Origin of the sequence: Brevibacillus sp. HB1.1, assembly GCF_013332445.1 — a bacterium.
GTDB classification, from domain to species: Bacteria; Bacillota; Bacilli; order Brevibacillales; family Brevibacillaceae; genus Brevibacillus; species Brevibacillus porteri.
The window spans coordinates 559,441-581,019 of record NZ_JABMIV010000002.1; the positions used below are offsets into that span (position 1 = coordinate 559,441).

General features: G+C 47.7%; 23 protein-coding genes. 11 read left to right on the plus strand and 12 right to left on the minus strand.

The annotated features are described in order from the left end of the window. Positions 1–113: 113 nt before the first annotated feature. Together HPY27_RS07445 and HPY27_RS07450 are read left to right on the plus strand one after the other, a co-directional pair. Positions 114–1,757 carry a PucR family transcriptional regulator gene (locus HPY27_RS07445; protein WP_254612844.1) on the plus strand — a complete coding sequence of 548 codons (1,644 nt, stop codon included), beginning with the start codon at positions 114–116 and terminating at the stop codon, positions 1,755–1,757. Positions 1,758–1,800: 43 nt separating this feature from the next. Beyond that, positions 1,801–1,986: a hypothetical protein gene (locus HPY27_RS07450; RefSeq protein WP_069845267.1), complete on the plus strand. Its 186-nt coding sequence runs from the start codon at positions 1,801–1,803 to the stop codon at positions 1,984–1,986. A gap of 66 nt (positions 1,987–2,052) precedes the next feature. On the opposite strand, the gene HPY27_RS07455 is transcribed toward HPY27_RS07450, so the two are convergent. The 6 genes from HPY27_RS07455 to HPY27_RS07480 form a co-directional block, all read right to left on the minus strand. Further along, positions 2,053–3,666 carry an ABC-F family ATP-binding cassette domain-containing protein gene (locus tag HPY27_RS07455; RefSeq protein WP_026043048.1) on the minus strand — a complete coding sequence of 538 codons (1,614 nt, stop codon included), beginning with the start codon at positions 3,664–3,666 and terminating at the stop codon, positions 2,053–2,055. 349 nt (positions 3,667–4,015) lie between these two features. Next, a complete protein-coding gene (locus tag HPY27_RS07460) occupies positions 4,016–5,137 on the minus strand; it encodes a sulfate/molybdate ABC transporter ATP-binding protein (protein WP_017248196.1) in 1,122 nt (373 codons plus the stop codon). Continuing rightward, complete coding sequence (cysW, locus tag HPY27_RS07465) at positions 5,134–6,000, minus strand: sulfate ABC transporter permease subunit CysW (RefSeq protein ID WP_174224713.1); 867 nt, start codon at positions 5,998–6,000, stop codon at positions 5,134–5,136. Before cysW ends, HPY27_RS07460 begins: the two co-directional genes overlap by 4 nt. A gap of 12 nt (positions 6,001–6,012) precedes the next feature. After that, on the minus strand, positions 6,013–6,849 hold the full coding sequence (cysT, locus tag HPY27_RS07470; RefSeq protein ID WP_173621636.1) for a sulfate ABC transporter permease subunit CysT: 837 nt from the start codon (positions 6,847–6,849) through the stop codon (positions 6,013–6,015). Between the two features lie 30 nt (positions 6,850–6,879). Next, positions 6,880–7,872 carry a sulfate ABC transporter substrate-binding protein gene (locus tag HPY27_RS07475; RefSeq protein WP_371814319.1) on the minus strand — a complete coding sequence of 331 codons (993 nt, stop codon included), beginning with the start codon at positions 7,870–7,872 and terminating at the stop codon, positions 6,880–6,882. 296 nt (positions 7,873–8,168) lie between these two features. Next, on the minus strand, positions 8,169–9,395 hold the full coding sequence (locus HPY27_RS07480; RefSeq protein ID WP_017248192.1) for an NAD(P)/FAD-dependent oxidoreductase: 1,227 nt from the start codon (positions 9,393–9,395) through the stop codon (positions 8,169–8,171). Between the two features lie 149 nt (positions 9,396–9,544). Here HPY27_RS07480 and HPY27_RS07485 point away from each other — a divergent pair, with 149 nt between their 5' ends. Beyond that, a complete protein-coding gene (locus HPY27_RS07485; RefSeq protein WP_017248191.1) occupies positions 9,545–9,847 on the plus strand; it encodes a DUF3846 domain-containing protein in 303 nt (100 codons plus the stop codon). Positions 9,848–9,938: 91 nt separating this feature from the next. On the opposite strand, the gene dut is transcribed toward HPY27_RS07485, so the two are convergent. Next, complete coding sequence (gene dut, locus HPY27_RS07490) at positions 9,939–10,475, minus strand: dUTP diphosphatase (RefSeq protein WP_017248190.1); 537 nt, start codon at positions 10,473–10,475, stop codon at positions 9,939–9,941. A 196-nt stretch (positions 10,476–10,671) separates the two neighbouring features. Here dut and trhO point away from each other — a divergent pair, with 196 nt between their 5' ends. The 3 genes from trhO (at position 10,672) to HPY27_RS07505 (ending at position 13,764) form a co-directional block, all read left to right on the plus strand. Beyond that, positions 10,672–11,616 (plus strand): oxygen-dependent tRNA uridine(34) hydroxylase TrhO, encoded by a 945-nt coding sequence (gene trhO, locus HPY27_RS07495; RefSeq protein WP_017248189.1) that lies wholly within the window; start codon positions 10,672–10,674, stop codon positions 11,614–11,616. A gap of 162 nt (positions 11,617–11,778) precedes the next feature. Beyond that, positions 11,779–13,230 carry an amidase family protein gene (locus HPY27_RS07500; protein WP_174224715.1) on the plus strand — a complete coding sequence of 484 codons (1,452 nt, stop codon included), beginning with the start codon at positions 11,779–11,781 and terminating at the stop codon, positions 13,228–13,230. A 12-nt stretch (positions 13,231–13,242) separates the two neighbouring features. Then, positions 13,243–13,764, plus strand: a complete 522-nt coding sequence (locus HPY27_RS07505; RefSeq protein ID WP_174224716.1) for a hypothetical protein — start codon at positions 13,243–13,245, stop codon at positions 13,762–13,764. A 29-nt stretch (positions 13,765–13,793) separates the two neighbouring features. Here HPY27_RS07505 and HPY27_RS07510 read toward each other — a convergent pair whose 3' ends face one another. Next, positions 13,794–14,243, minus strand: coding sequence for a hypothetical protein (locus tag HPY27_RS07510; protein ID WP_017248186.1), 450 nt, complete (start codon positions 14,241–14,243; stop codon positions 13,794–13,796). Between the two features lie 239 nt (positions 14,244–14,482). Here HPY27_RS07510 and HPY27_RS07515 point away from each other — a divergent pair, with 239 nt between their 5' ends. Beyond that, positions 14,483–15,229, plus strand: coding sequence for a class I SAM-dependent methyltransferase (locus tag HPY27_RS07515; RefSeq protein WP_174224717.1), 747 nt, complete (start codon positions 14,483–14,485; stop codon positions 15,227–15,229). A gap of 53 nt (positions 15,230–15,282) precedes the next feature. Here the strand turns inward: HPY27_RS07515 and HPY27_RS07520 are convergent, their stop codons facing one another. Then, a complete protein-coding gene (locus tag HPY27_RS07520; RefSeq protein WP_174224718.1) occupies positions 15,283–16,647 on the minus strand; it encodes a D-serine ammonia-lyase in 1,365 nt (454 codons plus the stop codon). A 161-nt stretch (positions 16,648–16,808) separates the two neighbouring features. On the opposite strand from HPY27_RS07520, the gene HPY27_RS07525 reads away from it, so the two are divergent. The 3 genes from HPY27_RS07525 (at position 16,809) to HPY27_RS07535 (ending at position 18,656) form a co-directional block, all read left to right on the plus strand. Beyond that, positions 16,809–17,300: an NUDIX hydrolase gene (locus HPY27_RS07525; RefSeq protein WP_174224719.1), complete on the plus strand. Its 492-nt coding sequence runs from the start codon at positions 16,809–16,811 to the stop codon at positions 17,298–17,300. A gap of 18 nt (positions 17,301–17,318) precedes the next feature. Then, positions 17,319–17,771, plus strand: coding sequence for a GNAT family N-acetyltransferase (locus HPY27_RS07530; RefSeq protein ID WP_174224720.1), 453 nt, complete (start codon positions 17,319–17,321; stop codon positions 17,769–17,771). 84 nt (positions 17,772–17,855) lie between these two features. Beyond that, positions 17,856–18,656, plus strand: coding sequence for a VOC family protein (locus tag HPY27_RS07535; RefSeq protein WP_174224721.1), 801 nt, complete (start codon positions 17,856–17,858; stop codon positions 18,654–18,656). Between the two features lie 63 nt (positions 18,657–18,719). Here the strand turns inward: HPY27_RS07535 and HPY27_RS07540 are convergent, their stop codons facing one another. Genes HPY27_RS07540 through HPY27_RS07550 form a run of 3 tightly spaced genes read right to left on the minus strand, consistent with a single transcriptional unit; the run spans position 18,720 to position 21,187 of the window. Continuing rightward, a complete protein-coding gene (locus tag HPY27_RS07540) occupies positions 18,720–19,838 on the minus strand; it encodes a YheC/YheD family endospore coat-associated protein (protein WP_174224722.1) in 1,119 nt (372 codons plus the stop codon). 59 nt (positions 19,839–19,897) lie between these two features. Beyond that, entirely contained in the window at positions 19,898–20,806 is a 909-nt protein-coding gene (locus HPY27_RS07545; protein WP_173621626.1) for an RluA family pseudouridine synthase, read from the minus strand. Between the two features lie 33 nt (positions 20,807–20,839). After that, positions 20,840–21,187 carry a thioredoxin family protein gene (locus tag HPY27_RS07550; protein ID WP_017248178.1) on the minus strand — a complete coding sequence of 116 codons (348 nt, stop codon included), beginning with the start codon at positions 21,185–21,187 and terminating at the stop codon, positions 20,840–20,842. Between the two features lie 150 nt (positions 21,188–21,337). Between HPY27_RS07550 and HPY27_RS07555 the strand changes: the two genes are divergently transcribed. Then, positions 21,338–21,556: a hypothetical protein gene (locus tag HPY27_RS07555; RefSeq protein WP_017248177.1), complete on the plus strand. Its 219-nt coding sequence runs from the start codon at positions 21,338–21,340 to the stop codon at positions 21,554–21,556. The last annotated feature ends 23 nt before the right edge of the window (positions 21,557–21,579 follow it).

A 21,579-nucleotide genomic window follows, 5' to 3' on the forward strand; every position in this document is an offset into this window, starting at 1 on the left:
ACACATCATGGACATGTACATTATTATTATCTAAAAATTCAAATACTTCCTTTGTTCACATGACTAGAAAATGGAACGGTGTTTTGTACAAGTAGCTAAAAGATGATGAAAGCATGGTGAGCGTAATGATTACTGTCCGTGAGCTCATACTAGTTGGTGGCTTTGATGAATCGTCAGTGCTTGCAGGCGCGGACTCTTTAGAGAATGAACTGCTGGGCGTCACCTCGTTTGATTCTCCCGATGGCCACAGGTGGCTGCGTGCTGGTGAATTCGTTCTGACGACAGGCTTTCCATTTCTCTCTCAGCAAAAAACATGTACGAAACGGCTGATAACACTCATCGATGAGCTAGTCACCATCGGCACCCCCGGGCTTGCCATCAAATTAGGTCGGTACATCGAGGACCTTCCTGAAGCCGTTCTCTCCCACGCTACGAAAAAGGCATTTCCCATCCTGTCCTTTCCGATGAATAAAGCTTGGTCGGATGTCATCGTGCCAGTCGTTCAATACATCAATGACAAACAGCGCATCGAGCTGGACAGAACCCATGCCATTTATGAACGGTTTCATCACTATTTAACGGGAGGAGCTCCGATTTCTACTTTGACAGATTTACTGTCCGATACCCTTGATGCTCCTGTATCCATCCATGTCCCCCAGCATAAATGGAAATGGGATTCCTCGCTTGGTTCGTACCCAGGCGATGATTCATTGGACAAGCTATACGGTCAACGCGCCCCAATTCGACTAGCGCAAGAGCCTCTTAGCAGACAAAAAGAAGGCATCCATGTCCGGTGGCTTCTCCACGACCAAATCGTGCAGGGAACCATCATCATTGAACAGCGGGAGCGTGATCTTTACGCGTGGGAAAAAGTCGCCATCGAGCAAACTGCTGCCCTCTTGTCACTTGAAATGCAGCGACAACGAGCCATCCAGGAAACATTCCAGCGTTTTCGCAATGATTTTTTGCAACAACTCGTCAGTGGCCAGATCGTCTCACATGAAATGCTCATGCGAAAGGCGGATGAAGTTGGCTGGGAGTTGTCCGATCACTATATCGCGATGATCGTAAGCTCCTCCCCCCATGACAAAACCGGCATGGAACTTTGGCAAGAAAACCATCATCTTCTGAACGCGTTGCACAGCTTTTTTTCCTCAAATGAGGCGATTCTGTATGGTTTGGATCAGGAAAATCGTGTCCTCTTGCTCGTGCCTATGCCTATTCATGCCCCCACTGAACCGCTCTCGCAATGGCTGCAGGAACAGTGCTTAAAGACGGTCACCAAGCAATTGGATCAATCCGTCTTTGCAGGAATTGGGCGATATCATCCTGAGCGAGAAGGCATCGTTCGTAGTTATCGGGAAGCGCTGATCAGCTTGCGAACTGCTCTCCATTCTACAACCCCAGCCAACGTCTCTTCTCTTCACATCAAAAGCTACCACGACTTAGGACTTGAGCGAATCATGTATGCAAACGATCCAGCGACAGAAGCCCAAACGTTTGCAGAAGAATGTCTGGGCAAAATTCAAAGCTATGATCGAGAAAAAAACGGACAGCTCTTGCAAACCTTGCAAGTGTTTTTGCAAGCGGATGGGAATTACGCGGAAGCCGCGCGTCGTTTGTATGTCCATAAAAATACAATCAAATACCGCATCCAGCTCATCCGAGAGTGGACTGGATTGAATGCGGAAAACGGGCACGATCAAATGCTTCTGCGCATCGCCATAACTGCACATGTCATTGGGCATCGCCTTTAATCTTGGTATAATGAATGGGAAAGCCAGGTAGGAGGAACAACAGATGAATGAATGGTTGAATAAACCCGTGAAGACGATACAGAGACCAAAGAAACGAGGCACGGTAGAATACATAGATGACCAGTATATCGTGGTGTTCTTTACTTCCCCCCGAAAAGAGCGCGTCATTTTCTCGAGCAAGGAAGCCTTCCTTACTAAAATCGAGTTTGTGGAAAACCCCGTAACATGAGAAAAAGCCCCTGACTTCTACACGATTTGTGCGAAGCCAAGGGCTTTTTATATGTGCGTAGGCAGCTTACGCGTAATGCTCATCACGCAGGCGTTTGATTTCATCGCTCTCCAGGTACTCGTCATATGTCATCATTTTATCAATGACACCCTTCGGCGTGAACTCAATGACCCGGTTCGCAATGGTTTGAACGAACTGGTGGTCATGAGATACAAACAGAAGTGTACCGTCGAACTCAATCAAGCCGTTATTCAATGCAGTAATGGATTCCAAATCCAAGTGGTTCGTCGGTTCGTCCATGATCAGTACGTTGGCACTCGCCAGCATCATCTTGGACAGCATGCAACGAACTTTTTCTCCCCCAGACAATACGTTTGACTTTTTCAGCGCTTCATCTCCAGAGAACAGCATGCGACCGAGGAATCCACGAATGAATGTCTCGTCTTGATCTTTGGAGTATTGGCGCAGCCAGTCAACCAGGCTCAAATCGGAGCTAAAGTACTCCGAATTGTCTTTTGGGAAGTACGCTTGGGAAGTCGTAACGCCCCATTCGAAAGAACCGCTATCAGGCTGAACTTCGCCCATCAAAATTTGGAAGAAGGTTGTTTTCGCCAGCTCATTTGGTCCGACAAAAGCAACTTTGTCCCCTTTGTTGATGGTGAGGTGAAGGTTTTCAAACAGTTTTTCGCCTTCAATCGTCTTGCTCAAGCCCTCGATGGCTACGAGGTTTTTACCCGCTTCACGCTCTGGCTTGAAGTTGATGAACGGATACTTACGGCTGGAAGGACGAATGTCTTCCAACGTAATTTTCTCCAACAGCTTTTTACGCGAAGTCGCCTGCTTGGACTTGGAAGCATTCGCAGAGAAACGCGCAATAAACTCTTGCAGTTCCTTCATTTTTTCTTCTTTCTTCTTATTCTGGTCACGAACCATTTTCAGTGCCAATTGGCTGGATTCGTACCAGAAGTCGTAGTTACCCACGTACATTTGGATTTTGCCAAAGTCAATATCCGCAATGTGCGTACACACCTTGTTCAGGAAGTGACGGTCATGGGATACAACGATGACGGTGTTTTCATAATCCGCCAGGAAGTTTTCCAACCAACGAATCGACTCGATGTCCAAGTGGTTCGTAGGCTCATCGAGAAGCAGGATGTGTGGATTACCAAACAGGGCTTGCGCCAACAGAACACGTACCTTCTCCGTACTAGAGAGGTCTTTCATCTGCTTGTCGTGCAAGTCAGTCGGGATTCCAAGACCGATCAGCAAGCTAGCTGCATCTGCTTCGGCCATCCAGCCGTTCAGCTCTTCGAATTCTCCCTCCAATTGGGACGCGCGATTGCCGTCTTCCTCAGAGAAATCTTCTTTCATGTAGAGAGCGGTCTTCTCTTCCATGATCTCGAACAGGCGCTTGTGGCCCATAATTACCGTTTTCAACACTTCGTACTCGTCGAATTCAAAGTGGTTCTGCTTTAATACAGCGATACGCTCGCCCGGTGTCACCGAAACGTGACCACTCGTCGGATCGATCTCTCCGGAGAGGATCTTCACGAAGGTAGACTTCCCTGCACCGTTCGCACCGATGAGGCCGTAACAGTTACCTGGGGTAAACTTAATGGATACATCTTCAAACAGTGCGCGCTTACCGTAGCGCAGCGTCACGTTCTGAGTGCTTATCATCGTCGCAATACCTGCCTTTTTTGAATCGTTCAAACACTTATCTTACCAGAGATGACCTCATTTTGCAAAAGGTAAACGATTTCGCACACAGCAAAAATCACTTGATTCATGAAAATCCTTTTCACAGGGAAAACTACCATGGCAATCCAATGGGAAGGAGGCAAAGAAATGTCCAAGCAAAACGGTGTCAAAAATGAGATGGGAAAGAAAGAAAACCCTTCGCAAACTCGTAGATCGAACACAATTAGCAAAGAACAGACACGCTCCAAGCAACGTGGCGAGTAGAGAGTGCCTCCAGCAAAAACCGGCCTGCGGCAAATGCAGACCGGTTTATTTGCAATCAATCGGATCAAACACTGGCCTGCAACGGAACGAGGGAAGGGCGATGTGTCTGTAGAGGCTGTGAATCCACATAGATCGATACATTGTGCAACGTCACATACACAATGCTCTCCTCTTCTACGTTCAACTCCATAAAACGCTGCCTGCTCATCTCTGCCTCAAAAACTTCATCCGTGTCCAAACGTTTCAGGTCCAGGCGAACGATCGGACCCAAGAGCGAAATATGGTTAATTTCGGCCTGAACAGATCTGGCAGACTTCCCCTCTGGCGGTCGCAACGATATCTCTACATCATGTGGTCGCATGTATCCAACAGCGGGAGCCTCCACCGCTTTATCCTTCCAATCTGTCTCGAACTCTGCTTCGCCGAGCTTGATTTTGCCATTTTGGATTCGTCCGTGAAACAAATTGACCCGCCCCAGAAAGCTGTACACAAACGGATTCGCCGGATGGTGATAAATTTCTTCGGGCGATCCTACCTGCTCCACTCGCCCTTCATTCATCACAACTACCTGATCCGCCAATTCCATCGCTTCCTCCTGATCGTGCGTGACGAACAGAATCGTCAGCCCGAGCTTCCCGTGCAGATGACGGAGCCAGCGACGCAGCTCCTGTCTCACTTTCGTATCCAAAGCGCCAAACGGTTCATCCAGCAGCAAAAATTTTGGTTCCACTGCCAATGCCCTCGCCAATGCGACACGTTGGCGCTGACCACCGGATAGCTGTGAGGGATAGCGATGTGCGAGACCTTCTAGCTGAACGAGCTTTAACAGCGAATGAACCTTTTCACTGATTTCCTCCTTGCTCGGTCGTGTTTTGCGGGAGCGAACGGACAACCCAAACGCAATGTTGTCAAAAATGTTCATATGCCGAAACAAGGCGTAATGCTGAAATACAAATCCAACCTGCCGCTCGCGCACGTCGCGATTCGTATTATCCTCTCCGTGAAAGAGGATGCTTCCCTCCTGCGGTTGTTCCAGTCCAGCGATGAGACGCAAAAGCGTCGTCTTTCCCGATCCGGAAGGCCCGAGAAGTGCTACGAGTTCGCCTTCCGGGATATGCAGATTCACATTTTTCAGCGCCGTAAAGCTTTTATATGACTTCGTAATGTTCACTACCTCGATACTCATCCGGCTCTCTCTCCTGTCACGTCGTAGTGTTGTTCCTCATCCAGCTTTGCTTGCCGCTCGGTTTTCCACTCGATCAAGCTTTTCAGAATAAGCGTCACCAAGGCTAAGGCAGCAAGCAAGGTGGCTACCGCAAAGGCAGCAGCGAATTGATATTCGTTGTAGAGAATCTCCACATGCAACGGGAGCGTATTGGTCATGCCACGGATATGACCGGAAACGACGGATACTGCCCCGAATTCACCCATGGCGCGGGCATTACACAAAATGCCCCCGTACAGGAGTCCCCATTTTACGTTTGGCAGCGTGACGCGTAAAAAAGTTTTCCAGCCGCTTGCTCCGAGCGAGACTGCTGCTTCCTCTTCGTCTCTTCCCTGTGCTTCCATGACCGGAATCAGTTCACGAGCGACGAACGGGAAGGTAACAAAGGTGGTCGCGAGCACGATACCGGGAACTGCGAAAATGATTTGTAAGTCCCATGCCGCAAGCAAGGGCGCCGCCACACCTTGACTCCCAAACAAGAGGACAAAGATAAGGCCCGCAATGACTGGAGATACAGCAAATGGCAAGTCAATCAACGTAAGCAACACATTTTTTCCCGGGAACGAAAACTTGGCTATTGCCCATGCTGCAGCGATCCCGAACGTCACATTCAGCGGTACACTAATGGCAGCGACAAGCAGGGTGAGCTTGACAGCGGATAATGTTTCCTCCTCTGTAATCGACGCCACGAACACCTCCGCCCCTTGCCGAAACGCTTCTGTAAAAACAGCTACTAGCGGTAGGATCAAAAACAAGCCGAGGAAGAGCAAGGCCACGATAATCAGTGTCCATCGGATATAGGCCGGCTCCGTCAAATGCTTCATACGTGATACCTCCTAACGGGCCGCATCGAATTTATTGATTTTCCATTGCAAGTAGTTGATGACCAACAGCATGACAAAGGAAATCACTAGCATGACCGTTGCAATTGCCGTAGCGCCCGCATAATCAAACTGTTCCAGCTTGGTCATAATCAAGAGGGGCACAATTTCTGTTTTCAACGGCATGTTCCCGGAGATGAAAACAACGGAGCCATACTCACCCAGTGCTCTAGCAAAGGCGAGCGCAAAACCCGTAATGATCGCCGGTAACAGATGCGGCAAAACCACCCGCCAAAATGTGTTCCATCGAGTAGCTCCCAACGTAGCCGCCGCTTCCTCCATTTGCAAATCCCAATCCTGCAACACAGGCTGGACCGTTCTGACGACAAAAGGAAGACCGATGAATGTCAGTGCAACCCATATACCGATGGGAGTGTACGCTACCTTGATCCCCCACTCCGCCAGGTACTGCCCGATCCAGCCATTTTCAGCGTAAATAGAAGTCAGGGCAATCCCGCCTACCGCGGTAGGTAAAGCAAATGGCAGATCAACTATGCCGTCAATGATCCGCTTCCCCGCAAACTGATAGCGTACCAACACCCATGCTACCAAGACACCAAACACCGCATTGAGACAAGCCGCGAAAAGAGAAGTCATAATACTCACACGAATAGAGGCAAGGACCCTCGTATCCATAATCGTCCCTATGAATTGCTCCCAACTCATCGCCGAAGCTTTTAAAAACAAGACAGACAGAGGGATCAGCACCAGAAGACTCAGGTAGATGATTGTATAGCCCATGGTCATGCCAAACCCTGGCAAAAACCCTCTGTTGCGGAATGATTTTCTCATGAAGGTAACTCCTCTGAGGAAAGTGTACGTCTATGGTTTATAAAGTTGATCGAAGACGCCTTGATCTGCAAAATGAGTCTTTTGTGCTTTCGTCCAACCACCAAATAACTCATCGATGGTAAACAATTGGATGTCAGGGAATGCCGGTGTATGTGCTTGGAGCACTTCCTGCGAACGAGGGCGGTAGTAATGCTTGGCTGCGAGCTCTTGGCCTTTTTTGGTATACAGGAACTGGAGGTATGCTTCTGCTACTTCTTTTGTCTTGTGCTTGTCAGCGTATTTGTCAACGATGGTTACAGGTGGTTCAGCCAAAATGCTCAGGGACGGATTCACAATCTCAAACTTGTCTTTCCCTAGTTCATTGACAGCGAGATACGCTTCGTTTTCCCACGCAATTAGCACATCCCCAATGCCACGCTCGACAAACGTAGTGGTCGAACCACGTGCCCCAGAATCGAGGACGGGTACATTTTTAAACAATTGTGCAACGAATTCTTGTGCCTTCGCTTCATCCCCACCATTTGTCTTCAAGGCATAACCCCAGGCAGCCAAGTAATTCCATCTAGCTCCCCCAGACGTTTTCGGATTCGGTGTGATCACGGATATACCAGGCTTGATCAAATCATCCCAATCTTTGATTTGCTTCGGATTGCCTTTGCGCACGAGAAACACAATCGTGGAGGTGTAAGGCGAGCTGTTATCCGAGAGTTTCTTTTGCCAATCGGCAGGAATCAGACCGCGTTCGGCAATCGCGTCAATATCATAAGCGAGGGCAAGGGTGACTACATCTGCTTCCAAACCATCGATGACGGAGCGGGATTGCTTGCCTGAACCGCCATGTGATTGCTTGATCGTCACGGTTTGACCAGTCTTTTGTTGCCACTCTGAGGCAAACTCCTTGTTGATATCTTGGTAAAACTCTCGCGTCGGATCGTAGGAAACATTGAGTAGCTCTACCGCAGAGTTGCTGCCCGCAGCTCCATTACCTGTTTCTGCTGGTGCAGCAGCCGAGCAGCCTGCCATAGCAGCTGCCATAGCAACAATTCCTACGCGTTGCAGGATCGTCTGGACCTTGCCTTTCGTGGTTTTCATACAGCTCACCTTCACTCCTCTTCTAATCTATAGTATTTTACTCGGAATACTCTGTTATTGAAGATTATACCTGCCTTTTTACTCCTGTCAACGATATTTCCATCTACCCTATGCTAGGCAGGTAGGCCACGTTCAAATGTTACTTGCCCATCCAACAAATTTGGGCCCGCCCGTTCTGACATTTTCAAAAAAATAAGCCTTCCCGTTGAATGGGAAAGCTTTTTCGATCAGACTGTGACACTGGGATATTTTATCCGGTCAAAAGCAAAAAGATCGGCGTCCGAATGACTTCCTTTGGTAATCAGATCACTGATAATTTGCGCGCCGATAGTCGAATAGACGGTTCCGTTCCCACCGTAGCCTAGTGTGAACAAGCAATGCGGATAGCCTTCCTGCTCCCCAAAAAGCGGGAGTCCGTCATGGGTATCGACAAAAGTCGCTCCCCAATAATATTCGGCTCGCATGGGAATCTCTGGAAATAACTCTTGAATCTTTGCGAGCAAATGATCCCGCTTTTTCAGACTGGAAGCCTCCTTCTTTTGTAAGTCGTTCAACGGCTCATCCAGTCCTCCGACAATGATTCTCCCTTCCGAACAAGTACGGATATACAAATAGGGACGGGCTGTTTCCCAGATTAAACATGCTTGCGACCAACCTGGAAATGCATCGACTTGATTGGTCACGATGGAAAACGAGCTGGAAATCACAGCGTTGGCGTTGCGCTTCATGGATTGTGCTTCGTAGCCAGTGGCAAACACGGCACGCCTGCACTTTATTGTGTACCCATTATTGGTGTAGACCAAAAGCCCTCCGTCCTGCACTTTTTGATGCACGACTTCCGTGTTTTCGTAAACACGCATCCCTTTTTTCACAGAGTGGGCGATCACACCGTTGGCAAATTTGTACGGATTGAGCTCCGCATCTCCCTTGGAATAAATAGCCCCTGCCCTCGAAAAAGAGAATCGCTTCTCTATATCCGGTCGCTCCAAATAGGTGACTGGAAAGCCAAACTTCCTCAATAACTGGTACTCTGTCCGCAAGCTCTCTGCATCAGCTGGTTCACTGGCATAATACAAGCTGTCACGTCTTATGTAATCTGGAGATTGATCTAGCTGCCCAGAGATGTTTTCCAATTCATCAACCGCCTGCCGCGTCAGTTCGTAAAAACGAACTCCTTTTTGCTCACCGAACGAATGGATACAGGCTGTTAACGTTTTATCGTTGCATATTTGCAACAAACCGGTGTTAGCGCTGCTGCTGCCCCCACTCACCCGCCGTTTATCCACGAGGATGACATCCACATCATGCTGCTTCAAATAATAGGAAACGAGTGCTCCTGCCTCACCGCCACCAATGATCAGAACGTCACACTTCACGTCCTCGGTCAGAGCGGGATATAGGGGTGGCGCTGGCAATGTTTCTGGCCAATACAGTTTTCCGGTCACGAATATCATCAGCAAGTCCCCTCAGGCTGAAAGTATCAATACGGACGTTACTTCAATTCTCAACCATAGGATAACCAACACGCCAACAGGCATCCGCTCCCCTATCGCACAATTCATTGGTGATACGTTATGATGGGTGTCAGAAGGAGTGATTGCGCTTGACTACGGTATACGTAAAGCTTCCGCATGAAAATGCAGTTGTTCGAGAAATCGCTGGGACGGATGAACTACAGGATCTGGTGGATGGTGATTATGAGGTAGTGGAAGATGATCATCTAGAGGGTATCTCTCTCGTTGTGAATGAAGATGCCCGCGGGGTACAAGCGAACAATTTCCCCATCACATCAGATGGTTTTTTAGACTGGGTCTATGGACCTTGCGTATTCGTCAAAGCAAATGGACGTTCGCTGACAGCTGACGATCTTTCGAGAATCGACCAGTTTTTATCCGCCAAAGGATGAGGATTTGATCAAAACAATGACCCCTGACGGATCAGCTTACGTCCATTTACACGGCTGATGATCAGGGGTCTTGTATTTTTACTCGATAGAACTAGCTCTTGATACCGCTGCTGCCGAAGCCCCCCGCTCCTCTTTCTGTTTCATCCAGCTCATCGACTACTTCGAACTGTGCGACTGGAACGATTGCAATGACGCCCTGTGCAATCCGGTCGCCTTTTTTGATCAAGTAGCTATGTGCATCGACTTCTTGTTCAACGGTTACTTCGTTTTCGCTAGCGCCAAGACATACCTTGCCACTTTTTCCGGATGCGATTCGAATGTTATCGATCAGGACACATACTTCACCGCGATAGCCTGCATCAACAGTCCCTGGTGCATTGGACAAGCGCAGCTTTGTTTTTGCACTGATCCCGGAGCGAGGGCGCACTTGCAATTCAAATCCTTCTGGAAGCGCGAACGCCAAGCCAGTTGGAACTTTTGCAGATTGGCCAGGGGCAATCAATGTATCCTCTACCGCGACCAGATCAAAGCCCGCGTCCATTGCTCTCGCGTACGCTGGGATCACGGCGTCTTGGTGGAGCTTTTTAATTTTCACCTGTGTAACCAGGCGCTCATTTGTCATGTTCATGTAATGGTCTCTCCTCTATAGCGTTTCAGCTGATTACCATTCATAGTGTACAGGATGCGTCCACTTCCAGCAAGAAGCACCGATTTTCATAAAAACCTCACAAATCCCTTTCTTTTTCAGCGCTTTTAACAATGGAATGTGATATAATCACCGTTGCATCTAAAATCACAATTGAAAAGAAAGGTGGAATTGTACCTTGCAAGTACAAAAACCATATCGCATTTTGTTGTATTACAAGTATACTCCTATTGAAAATTATGAGGAGTACGCAGCCGAGCACTTGCAATTTTGCAAGGATAACGGGCTGAAAGGGCGAATTATCGTAGCTCCGGAGGGCATTAATGGAACCGTATCCGGCACGATTGAACAAACCGACGCCTACATGGAATATGTGCGAAAAGATCCACGTTTTAGTGATATGTGGTTTAAAATAGATGAGTCGGAAGAGCATGCATTCAAAAAAATGTTTGTGCGCCCGAAACAGGAGCTCGTAACCTGGCGTTTGGAGGAAGATGTTAATCCGAATGAACTAGTCGGCACCTATCTGAACCCAAAAGAATGGCACGAAATGATGCAGGAAGAAGACGTCGTGATCCTTGACGGTCGCAACTATTACGAATACGATTTGGGACATTTCCGTGGTGCGATTCGCCCAGAAGTGGATTCATCCCGAGAGTTCCCTGAGTGGATTCGTGAAAACATGAGCCAGTTCAAGGATAAAAAAGTCCTCACCTACTGCACAGGCGGTATTCGTTGCGAAAAGCTGACAGGTGTCTTGCTGCAACAAGGTTTTGAAAATGTTTACCACCTTGAGGGCGGAATTGTTACGTATGGAAAAGATCCAGAAGTCCAAGGGCGTCTGTGGGATGGAAAATGCTACGTATTTGACGAGCGTATCTCTATTCCGATCAACCATACCGAAGAAGACGTCGTGATTGGACGCTGCCACTACTGCGGTACTGTGGAAGACCGCTATCTCAACTGCGCCAACCCATTCTGCAACAAGCAGCACTTCTGCTGCCCAGAATGTGAGACAAAATTCAAGCGTTCTTGCTCCGACGAATGCCGCGAGCACCCTCGCAACCGTTATGTAGAAGCAGAAGAAAAAGCAAAGCTAGCAGCTGCTGGATCAAACGCTTAAACAGCATACACGACCGAACAAGCTGATTCTTACGTAGAGTCAGCTTGTTTTTTTATAGGCAAAAGGCTCACCCTTCTCTTCCTCCCTTTTCCATCCCTTCTCCCTTTTGCCTGAATTTGGTACTATAATAAAAATCAAATCATTCGAAAAAGGGGATAAATCATGTCATTGATTCATCAAACAAGCATTCTCGAATGGCAAGCTACAATGACAGCTGGAACTACGACTTCGCGGGAACTGACTCTCGCCTTTTTACAGCGGATTGCCACCTACAACAAACAAGGCATCCGAATCAATGCCATTTGTGAACTGAATCCAGATGCACTGGCGATCGCAGAGTCACTGGATCGGGAACGAGCGGTGTCTGGCAGTCGCGGGCCGCTTCACGGAATCCCTGTGCTGATCAAGGATAACATTGCGACATCTGACAAGATGCACACGACAGCTGGAGCTCTAGCTTTGGCGGATTCGTTTGCCTCTGCGGACGCATTTGTTGTGACTAGGCTCCGAGAGGCGGGCGCCGTCCTTTTAGGGAAAACCAATCTGACGGAATGGGCTAACTTTGTCTCCAATAACATGCCAGATGGCTACAGCTCGCGTGGTGGACAAGTGTTGAACCCATACGGGCCTGGTGTACTCGATGTCGGCGGGTCTAGCTCAGGTTCAGCTGCTGGTATTGCCGCAGGTTTTGCCGTTGTGGCAGTCGGTACTGAGACTTCCGGGTCGATTCTCCACCCAGCCGAGCAGAATTCACTCGTGGGAATCAAACCTACTGTTGGCTTAATCAGCCGTTCCGGTATCATCCCGATTTCCCATAGCCAAGACACAGCCGGACCGATAGCGAGAACCGTGACAGATGCAGCTATTTTGCTTGGTGCGCTTACTGGTATAGATGCAAATGATCCGGTGACTGGAAAAAGCGAGGGTCTCGCGTATACCGATTACCTCACCTTCCTCGATGCAGATGGATTGCGGGGCGCACGCATCGGCGTTGTACGCTCAAGCTTTTTGGCTGAGTGTGTAGCCGACGAAATCGCCTTGTATGAAGCAGCTATTGAAAAACTCAAAGAAGCTGGCGCAACTGTCATAGATGCGGTCACCATTCCGACAGAAAATGCCGAATGGGACATACATGTGCTCGTGCATGAATTCAAGGTTGGGGTAAATGCGTACTTAAAAACCTTACCAGCCTCCTCCCCGATCCGCTCCTTACAGGATGTTATTGCTTTTAATCGGGCACATGAGGAACAAGCCCTGCTTTACGGGCAAGAGCTGCTGGAAGAATCCGAGCAAACAAGTGGTACACTGACTGAGCCGGAGTATCTGGCTAATCGCCTATTCGATTTGGAAATGTCACAGAAACAAGGCCTTGATGCTGTTATGAAGGAGCACGAACTCGATGCCCTCTTGTACCCCGGCAGTACGGGTTATGCTATCCCTGCCAAAGCTGGTTACCCTTCGATTACGGTTCCAGCTGGCTATACTTCCGCGGGCAAGCCATTTGGCATCATGCTGACCGGATTGGCATTCCAGGAACCTACTCTACTTCGCCTGGCCTACGCTTACGAGCAAGCAACTCGACTACGTGTAGCTCCGAATATGACGAAAGCGTAAAGGAAGCACAGAATGAACCGATATTACGGACTTTTTATTGGCACAGCAATCCCTTTCAAACACCTGAAGAAAATCATTCGCAAATTCAACTATGATTACTATGGTAAAGCCAGTCCTGAACGAAAGCAGCAATTTATCCAAATCATTCCAGAATTCCACATCAGCCACTCTCATGATCCACACCATTGGCTAGCGTGTATCATGGTGGAACCAGCGTTTTTGAACAGATTTTTAGAAATCATAAACAACCTAGATTTCACTTTCATCCTTTGTCAATATCGGCACGGTCATTTTCAAACGATGATGAATGAAAGCGAGTATAGCGTTACTAGCTTTCGCTCCTTGGAAGATGTCGTGTATTTAGTATTAGAAGATGAAGATGATATCGATAGGAGATTCGCTAAAAAACTGCTCACGCTCCCACTCGAAAAACAATTTGCCTCAGCTCCCGGAATCAAAACGAGCGAAGATTATCAGCATCTGCTAGATACATGGGTAAAGGAAGTACTCGCCTATCCAGCAAAAAACGCATGAGGCCTTTTGGCCCATGCGTTTTTCAATCTCTACATCGTTTTGCTTTCTTGCTCCGCTTTACCGAGTCGATCCTGGAACAGCTTGCTCAATTGACCGATATTTACTTCCCATTCCTCATCCTTGTAATAAACAGTCGCTTTGGATTCGCCTTTTTTGCCTACGATACGAATACTCGTTGTCTTCACTTCATAGGTGCCATCTTCCTTGAAGGAAATATCGGCATCCTTAAGCTCTTTGTCCAAGACGGGTGTAATCGTCTTATCGACGACTTCCTGTGTAGCTACGGCTGCTTGACGTCCCATTTGGATCACTTCTTCAGGACTGAATTGGAAAAACAACACGAGCACAACACCAATAATAGCAGCCAGCGAAATAATTCGAATGATACTTCGCACCACCCATTGGGCAGCCATGATAATGATTATAATACCTAGCGCAATCGGCCAGTAATCTTTGATCAGTTGAAGTATTTGGTCCACATTTATCCCTCCTTCGATTTCAGTCTCGCCAAAAAATATCGAAACCTAATCTTCTTACAGAAAAAAACCGTCTCAACAAAGCGGACGGAATCGCAAAAAATGGGTTGTCTCTCACTAATTCTCGTAAAAAAAGCAAACTCCTGCTCTCATTTTCAATCGTTTTAAACGAATAATTGACATCTTCTTCATCTTTTATCCATAATAGGAATCCGAGAAAAAATGGAAACGGGTGAAAAGGGATGAAACAAAATCTGTATGATCAACTGGATTTTTATCAGGACTATCAAAAGCTCCGTCTGTCCGGTCAATCGGAGAATGATTTGATCGAACAGCCTGCCTTTCGGGGTTGTCTCCCCTCCCTAAAAGGATTGCGTGTACTCGACCTCGGATGTGGTGGCGGACAGTTTGCCAAGTACTGTGTGGAGCAAGGAGCACGAGAAGTGATCGGTGTTGATCTTTCCCACAACATGTTAGAGTATGCCCGGACGAATAACAGCCATGAGAACATTCAATATCTACAAAGCTCCCTGGAGGACATTGAGCTTGCCGATCATGACTACGATCTCATTACGAGCTCTCTCGTCATGGACTATGTTCGTGACTATGAGCAAGTGATCAACAAAGTAAGCCGCGCCTTGCGCAACGGAGGACATTTCGTTTACTCTACACTCCATCCGCATATTACTGCTCGCAAAAAGGTCGAGGGCTGGGTACGCGACGAAGAAGGACAGAAGCATTTCTGGCCCTTGGACAACTACCTGGAAGATGGAGAACGTGAAATGCAAATGATGAACGGCAGAAAGGCCCTTTTTTACCACCGCTCCATGTCCACTGCTGTCAATACGTTAATCCAAGCGGGGCTTACCCTGCAAAAGATCATCGAGCCAACCTGCACGCCAGAAGGACTCCTCTTGCAGCCGCATCAGATTTCCGAAGTAAGAAGACCGACATTTATTATTTTCAAGACACAAAAGACTTTGAAATGAATGAACAAAAGCCCGGAGGAATGATCCGGGCTTTCATAAACATTATGGTTTTCTTATTCTATTTCATTTTCATCCAGACCTTTCGCATAGTACTCATCCTGGATATGCTCCGGCACCATACTCCCACCCGTCGCCCATACGATGTGAGTCGCCTTTTTCATTTTTTCTGTTAGACCTTGCTTCGCCAAATAGTGACGCCCTGTCTCCTGCTGAAACAATCTAACAGGTCCTGGCATGCCAGCCAATGCAGACGGCTCCAATCGAATGGATTCGTGATCGCGCAAGGCACGTAACAAAGCGTATAGTTCCTCGTCGTCCACTGTAAACACGCCACTCAGTAGGTCCTCCATCATTTTTCCTACCAATCGGGAAGGGCGACCAACTGCCAGACCATCCGCCTCTGTCTTGTTGTCTATCCCGAAATCTTGAACGGAGACCTTGTCATGCAGACCTGTCATTAACCCTAGCAGCATGCAGGGAGAATGAGTTGGTTCCGCAAAAAAGCAATGAACATGATCACCATAAATGAGCTTTAACCCGTACGCTACACCACCAGGACCACCACCAACTCCACACGGAAGGTAGACGAACAGCGGATGATCACGATCTACTTTTATTTGTTGTTCCTCTAGTTGCCTTTTCAATCGTTTTGCCGCTACTGCATAGCCGAGGAATAATCGCTTGGAGTTCTCATCATCGATGAAATAGCAGTTCGGATCGGCTTCTGCCTGCTTCCTGCCCTCTTCCACCGCTTTTCCGTAATCCGATGCGTACTCCACAACCTGGACTCCTTTTGCCCGCAGCAATTCCTTTTTCCATGCTTTGGCGTCCGCTGACATGTGTACGGTGACTTGAAAACCAAGCTTCGCACTGATAATCCCGATGCTCAAACCGAGATTTCCTGTCGAGCCTACCGCAATGGAATAACGGGAAAACAGTTCCCGCAACGCATCCGAAGCCAAAATGGCATAATCATTGTCCGGTTGCAGCATCTGATGCTTTTGGGCCAATTCTTCTGCATGTGCCAGCACCTCGTAGATGCCGCCACGCGCTTTGATGGAACCGGCAATAGGCAAATGGCTGTCGCATTTTAACCAGAGATTCCCCTGTATATCCGACGCAAAGCGAGACTCTAGGTGCTTTTTCATCTCTTTTATCGGTACGAGTGGGGACTCGATCAGTCCACCAGCTTCTCTCGTCTCGGGAAAAGCCACTTGAATGAACGAGCCAAAGCGTCGCAAGCGTTCTTCTGCATCCTGGACTTCCTCTGGTGTAACAGAGAGAGTTGCTTTTGCGATCTCATCATAGCTAGGGTTCGTCCAGAAAACTTCATCCGTCTCCATCATGTTAGGAAGAAGCGGATATTTCTTTTTCCACTCCTCCATTGTTAGTCCTTCCACCTTTTCATTGTTTCCCATCTTGAACGAGCCCCCTATTCTTCCTTCCACTCATCTTTGTTATTATATCGAAATAGTACGAAACTTCTTTAGGAAAACCAAATAAAAATTACTGATGAATCCACTCATTTGATACAATGGTCGTTAAAGAAGTTGACTGTAACAAAAAGGAAAGTGATAACATGTATCGCTATACCATATGCTTTCTCAAACATAGAAATGGAATCCTCATGCTGAATCGCAACAAATCACCGTTGATGGGGCTATGGAATGGCGTAGGCGGTAAACTAGAGCACGGTGAGACTCCAATGGACAGTGTTCTTCGCGAGGTTCGGGAAGAGACGGGCATTTTGCTAGAAAAAGCTTGCTACAAAGGAATTGTCTCTTGGCTCGTCGATGGAATGGAAACGGGTGGTATGTATGCATTTCTCGCTCATCTTCCAGAAGACTACGAGCGCTCTCAAACCCCACAGGTAGTGGATGAAGGCATACTTGACTGGAAAGAGCTAGCGTGGATCTTGGACCCCGACAATGCTGGCGTCCCAGAAAACCTTCCCATGTTTTTACCATACATGTTGGAAGAAGCTGACCCTTGTCAGCATTCCTTTACGTACGAAAATAACCAGGTTATCAACTATGAAACAGCTCCATTGCCAAAGCCGGTAACAACTTGAATCGGAGGAGAAACACAGATGGAAATTCGCAAGCTTGCCACACAGGAACAACCACCAATGGATTTACTCTTATTGGCTGACCCCTCTGTCAGATTGGTGAAAGATTATTTACAAAGAGGTCACTGCTATGTCACTGTTCTGGAGGATAGCATCGTAGGGGTCTACGTCTTGATTCCAACCAGACCGGATACGATTGAACTCGTGAATGTTGCCGTCGATGAGTCCTATCAAGGCAAGGGCATTGGCAAAAAGCTCGTTCTTCATTCCATTGAAGTAGCCAAATCTCTCGGTTATAAGACGATCGAGGTCGGAACAGGGAATTCTAGCGTGGGTCAGCTCGCCCTTTATCAAAAGTGTGGCTTTCGGATGAATTGGATCGATCGAGACTTTTTCTTGCGGCATTATGAGGAAGAGATTTACGAAAACGGGATTCAAGTGGTAGATATGGTTCGCCTCTCTCAAGATATTTGAGAAGATTGTCTAGAAACAGTGTGAACCAAATGAGTATACATAATTTATATTATGTTATCTTTTTATAGGAAAAGGTGATGCCAGGTGATCACGCATTTTTCTAAATTAACCTTAAAAACTGTGTCCATCCAAGGGATACACCAGGTTTACGCAGACCGTCTCGGCTTTCCGATTTCATCTCAATCAGACAAACAGATTACGTTTCAAGTCACACCTGATTTTCGTTTAACCTTTGAAGAAGTGTATGAGCCGATTTCCCCCGCCCATATTGCTTTTCAAGTGCCTTATTCCCTATTTCATGAATCAGCGAAAAAGATCAAAGAATCTGGTCTTTTGCTTGTTCGATGGGAGGATGGGCATGACATTGATCAAGAAAAAGGACGAATGAACCTGTATTTCCGCGATGGAGACGGGAATCTTCTTGAGATTATTGCCCACGAGTATGTGTCAGAAGAGGTCGTCCTGCCATCCACTCCCCTACACATTCTATATTTACGAGAAGTGGGCTGTCCTGTGGAAAGTGTGCCTGTTTTTACGCAATGGCTAAAATCGAATATAAGCATGAAAACCTATGAGGATGGCGAAATTTTTAACTTCGTCATCGGAGGTACGGCACATATTGTAGCCACATGGAAAAACAGGCCCTGGATTCCCATTGCAATGAAAGCGTTGCCACCGAAAATGCACGTCACTTTTGGAACACCTGACCAAGCGTTTCTGCAAAAAGTGCGGAGACGCTTTGAAAAAAGTAATGTCCTCTTCCATTCGGATGCTCATGAGCTTACGTTCGTCCGGGAAGGATACTCGTTTTCTGTTATCCATACACCCGATTACGCCCCCGACATCCCGAGTAAATTGCAATTACCACTTTCTATCTCCACCTAACAAATACAGCGGCAGTCAAGGACTTCAAATGTTGTCCCTGACTACCGCTGTTCTGCTCTCACACTATCCTCTGGCGACCTTTCTCTTCAAAAGTGGCTCGCGACCTTCGCGTCCTTGTGTTTTTGCAAGGTAGATGGCGTATTCAAGCGGGCGAGTAATGGCATTCTTGTACTGCCCCGTTGCCCCCATCTCCCGGAAAATTTCCCGAGCTGGTTTGGGATTCACTTCGATCAGCCAAGCGCGACCATCTACATCGATGCCAATATCCAGTCCAAATTCAACCATCCGTCCAAAATGATCCTCGAGAGTTTCCGCTGTTTGAAAAGCGAGCTGTTCGCAATCATGCATGATCTGTGCAGTGCGCTCCTCCCCAAACTTCGGTCGGAGAAATACCGAAACAGGGATAGCTTTTCCCCCGCCATGCAGATTAGAGGTGGCACTGCGTTCTGGACCCACGCGAATTCCATGACCTGTAATGCTCCATTCACCCTGCCCATTCTTTTGAATCAAGAGGCGCATGTCTACTGCACGCGAAGGAACCAGTTGCAAACGAAGTCCTTGCTGAACGATGTATTTTTCCTGTCTCGTCCATCGCTCTACCCATCTCTGGGCAGCGGCTTTGTCTCTTACTACTGTGGATACTTTCGCCCTTTGCTTGTTCCGTCCGAGCAGTCGAAGTTCGTCGCCACGCTTTTCAATGGACAAGATGTTTCGTCCTCCTGTTCCATTGAGTGGCTTTACGTAGAGCAATGGATGCTTGCCTAGCATGTTGACTAGGCTTTGTCGGTTGTAGAGGTGTGTCTCCGGAAGCCAGCGATGCATTCTGGGGTCCCGATGCAGCACCTCATGCACACGCCATTTGTTTGCCAAGCGATTGTTTGCGTACAAAAAATTACTCGTCCGACGAAAGGCCACATAGTTCTTAAACGCTTGTGACGGTGTATAGCGGTATCGGTCGAAAACAGCGTCTGGACGGTCAAAAATCCTTGCTTGCCAACCGCCATTACTCCCCGGGACATACCCTCTCACCTGCTTCCCTGCTCCAAGCACATCGTTTGGTGAAAACAAGAAAACGGTACAGCCTAGTTCTTGTCCAGCCTTGAGTAGTCGCCGAAAATAGGTTGGCTCTGCAAAGCGCTTGCCTTCCCGCCAAGTCAAGATGCCGATTATGGGTCGTTTCAAAAGACCACCCTCTCTCGTTTCCTCCTTGGCAGTTTATTCAGTCCGTAGTCAAATGGCGATTATCTCAGCTTCTTTTCCAAGTGAAACAGATCGAGTGGCAACGGAGCCGTGACTTCGATGACTTCTCCCCCGAATGGATGCACAAATTTGAGCACTGCTGCGTGCAGCGCTTGTCGCTTAATGAGTTCGCGCTTGCCACCATACAGTTCATCCCCTAAAAGCGGGTGCCCAATATGACTGAAGTGAACGCGAATTTGATGGGTTCTCCCTGTCTCCAATTGACATTCTACTTTCGTAGCTGTTTGAAAGCGTTCCTTCACCTGATAATGGGTAATCGCTGGATCGCCGTTAGGTGTAACCCTTCTGCGCGTCCCATGATTCCGGTCTTTTCCAATGGGCTCATTGATTTTCCCGCGCTCTTTGGACATTTGTCCCGAAACATACGCGACATAGGTACGCTTGATTGTGCGCTCACGCAGCATTTCATCTAATAGTGCAGAGGCCCACGCATGCTTCGCGTACAGAACGACGCCTGACGTATCCTGATCCAGCCGATGGACATGGCGAACTTTTGCTTCCAAACCTGTACGGAAAAAGTGCCCCGACACGAGATGATCCAACGTCACATGATGATATCGTTCGGTTGGATGTAACAGAAGGCCAACCGGCTTATTCACGATGAGCAAATGATCATCCTCGTACAAAATCTCGGGAACTTCACTAGCCGGATCAAGCCCCAATGGCTCAGGCTTGCACATCCGCAGGCGAATTTCCTGACCTGCTTTTCCTGCAACATGCTGAGCAACAGGTGCGCCATCCAGTAGGATTTCTTTGTATTGGAATAAAAGATGGACCTGCTTGCGAGGCAGCTTCCACTCTTCGCGCAGCAGGTTCCCAATCGGGATAGCATCGTCTTTGTCTCGTAAATGAGCAACGAGCCATTCCCCTTCTTTTTTCATGAATAACATTTCTGTCTATCTCCCTGTTCTATGTTGATGCAATTACGCTTGCTCGAGTCCTTTACTGACTTGAATAGCACGGTCCAGGAAATGCTCGATCTCCTCACGACTTTTTCCGAGCTTGCTAACAAAGCGAACCAGTTCTTTTCCATTATGGAACGCAATAAAGCTCGGAATTCCGAAGACATCGTACTTTTGGGACAAGTCCGGGAGCGTGTCACGGTTGACTTCAATCATGTCCAGCTGTTCTTTGTATTTTTCTTCCACGGCAGGCATAAATGGATCAATGCGATGGCAATCTGGGCACCAATCCGTGAAGAATTTGACAATGACTGGCTTGGTTGCTGCGATTACTTGCTCGAACTCAGCTTCTGTCTTAATTTCTCTCATGTTATCTTCCTCCCAGAATGATTTGGAAATAGTGTACCACAGGCACGGGCTGTTTGGGACGTTTAGGAGAAACAATTGCCAGCACTAACAAATCAACAAACGGAAATCCTATCTGTTGTAACCCCAAAAAATTTAAGGTAGGTGCTACTCATGAAGAAATTCGCTGCTCTGTTGATGGTTGCATGCTTGGTAACTACTGCAATTCCTGTATCTGCTGCGACACATGACGGTCACAAAAAACACCACAAGGTACAAACAAAAGCGCATCATATGAAGACCAAAGCTCACCATATGAAAACCAAAGCACATAAAGGCAAAGTGCATATCAAGGCTTTGCCGAAAACGGGTATGGGTGGGGCTAGCAATTAAAGGGGGATCTTCCCCCTTTTCTT

Coding starts and splice junctions, on each gene's coding strand:
- HPY27_RS07445 (WP_254612844.1), top strand. CDS start 114: ATGGTGAGCGTAATGATTACTGTCCGTGAGCTCATACTAGTTGGTGGC.
- HPY27_RS07450 (WP_069845267.1), top strand. CDS start 1,801: ATGAATGAATGGTTGAATAAACCCGTGAAGACGATACAGAGACCAAAG.
- HPY27_RS07455 (WP_026043048.1), bottom strand. CDS start 3,666: ATGATAAGCACTCAGAACGTGACGCTGCGCTACGGTAAGCGCGCACTG.
- HPY27_RS07460 (WP_017248196.1), bottom strand. CDS start 5,137: ATGAGTATCGAGGTAGTGAACATTACGAAGTCATATAAAAGCTTTACG.
- cysW (WP_174224713.1), bottom strand. CDS start 6,000: ATGAAGCATTTGACGGAGCCGGCCTATATCCGATGGACACTGATTATC.
- cysT (WP_173621636.1), bottom strand. CDS start 6,849: ATGAGAAAATCATTCCGCAACAGAGGGTTTTTGCCAGGGTTTGGCATG.
- HPY27_RS07475 (WP_371814319.1), bottom strand. CDS start 7,872: ATGGCAGGCTGCTCGGCTGCTGCACCAGCAGAAACAGGTAATGGAGCT.
- HPY27_RS07480 (WP_017248192.1), bottom strand. CDS start 9,395: ATGATATTCGTGACCGGAAAACTGTATTGGCCAGAAACATTGCCAGCG.
- dut (WP_017248190.1), bottom strand. CDS start 10,475: ATGAACATGACAAATGAGCGCCTGGTTACACAGGTGAAAATTAAAAAG.
- HPY27_RS07500 (WP_174224715.1), top strand. CDS start 11,779: ATGTCATTGATTCATCAAACAAGCATTCTCGAATGGCAAGCTACAATG.
- HPY27_RS07505 (WP_174224716.1), top strand. CDS start 13,243: ATGAACCGATATTACGGACTTTTTATTGGCACAGCAATCCCTTTCAAA.
- HPY27_RS07515 (WP_174224717.1), top strand. CDS start 14,483: ATGAAACAAAATCTGTATGATCAACTGGATTTTTATCAGGACTATCAA.
- HPY27_RS07520 (WP_174224718.1), bottom strand. CDS start 16,647: ATGGGAAACAATGAAAAGGTGGAAGGACTAACAATGGAGGAGTGGAAA.
- HPY27_RS07525 (WP_174224719.1), top strand. CDS start 16,809: ATGTATCGCTATACCATATGCTTTCTCAAACATAGAAATGGAATCCTC.
- HPY27_RS07530 (WP_174224720.1), top strand. CDS start 17,319: ATGGAAATTCGCAAGCTTGCCACACAGGAACAACCACCAATGGATTTA.
- HPY27_RS07545 (WP_173621626.1), bottom strand. CDS start 20,806: ATGTTATTCATGAAAAAAGAAGGGGAATGGCTCGTTGCTCATTTACGA.
- HPY27_RS07550 (WP_017248178.1), bottom strand. CDS start 21,187: ATGAGAGAAATTAAGACAGAAGCTGAGTTCGAGCAAGTAATCGCAGCA.
- HPY27_RS07555 (WP_017248177.1), top strand. CDS start 21,338: ATGAAGAAATTCGCTGCTCTGTTGATGGTTGCATGCTTGGTAACTACT.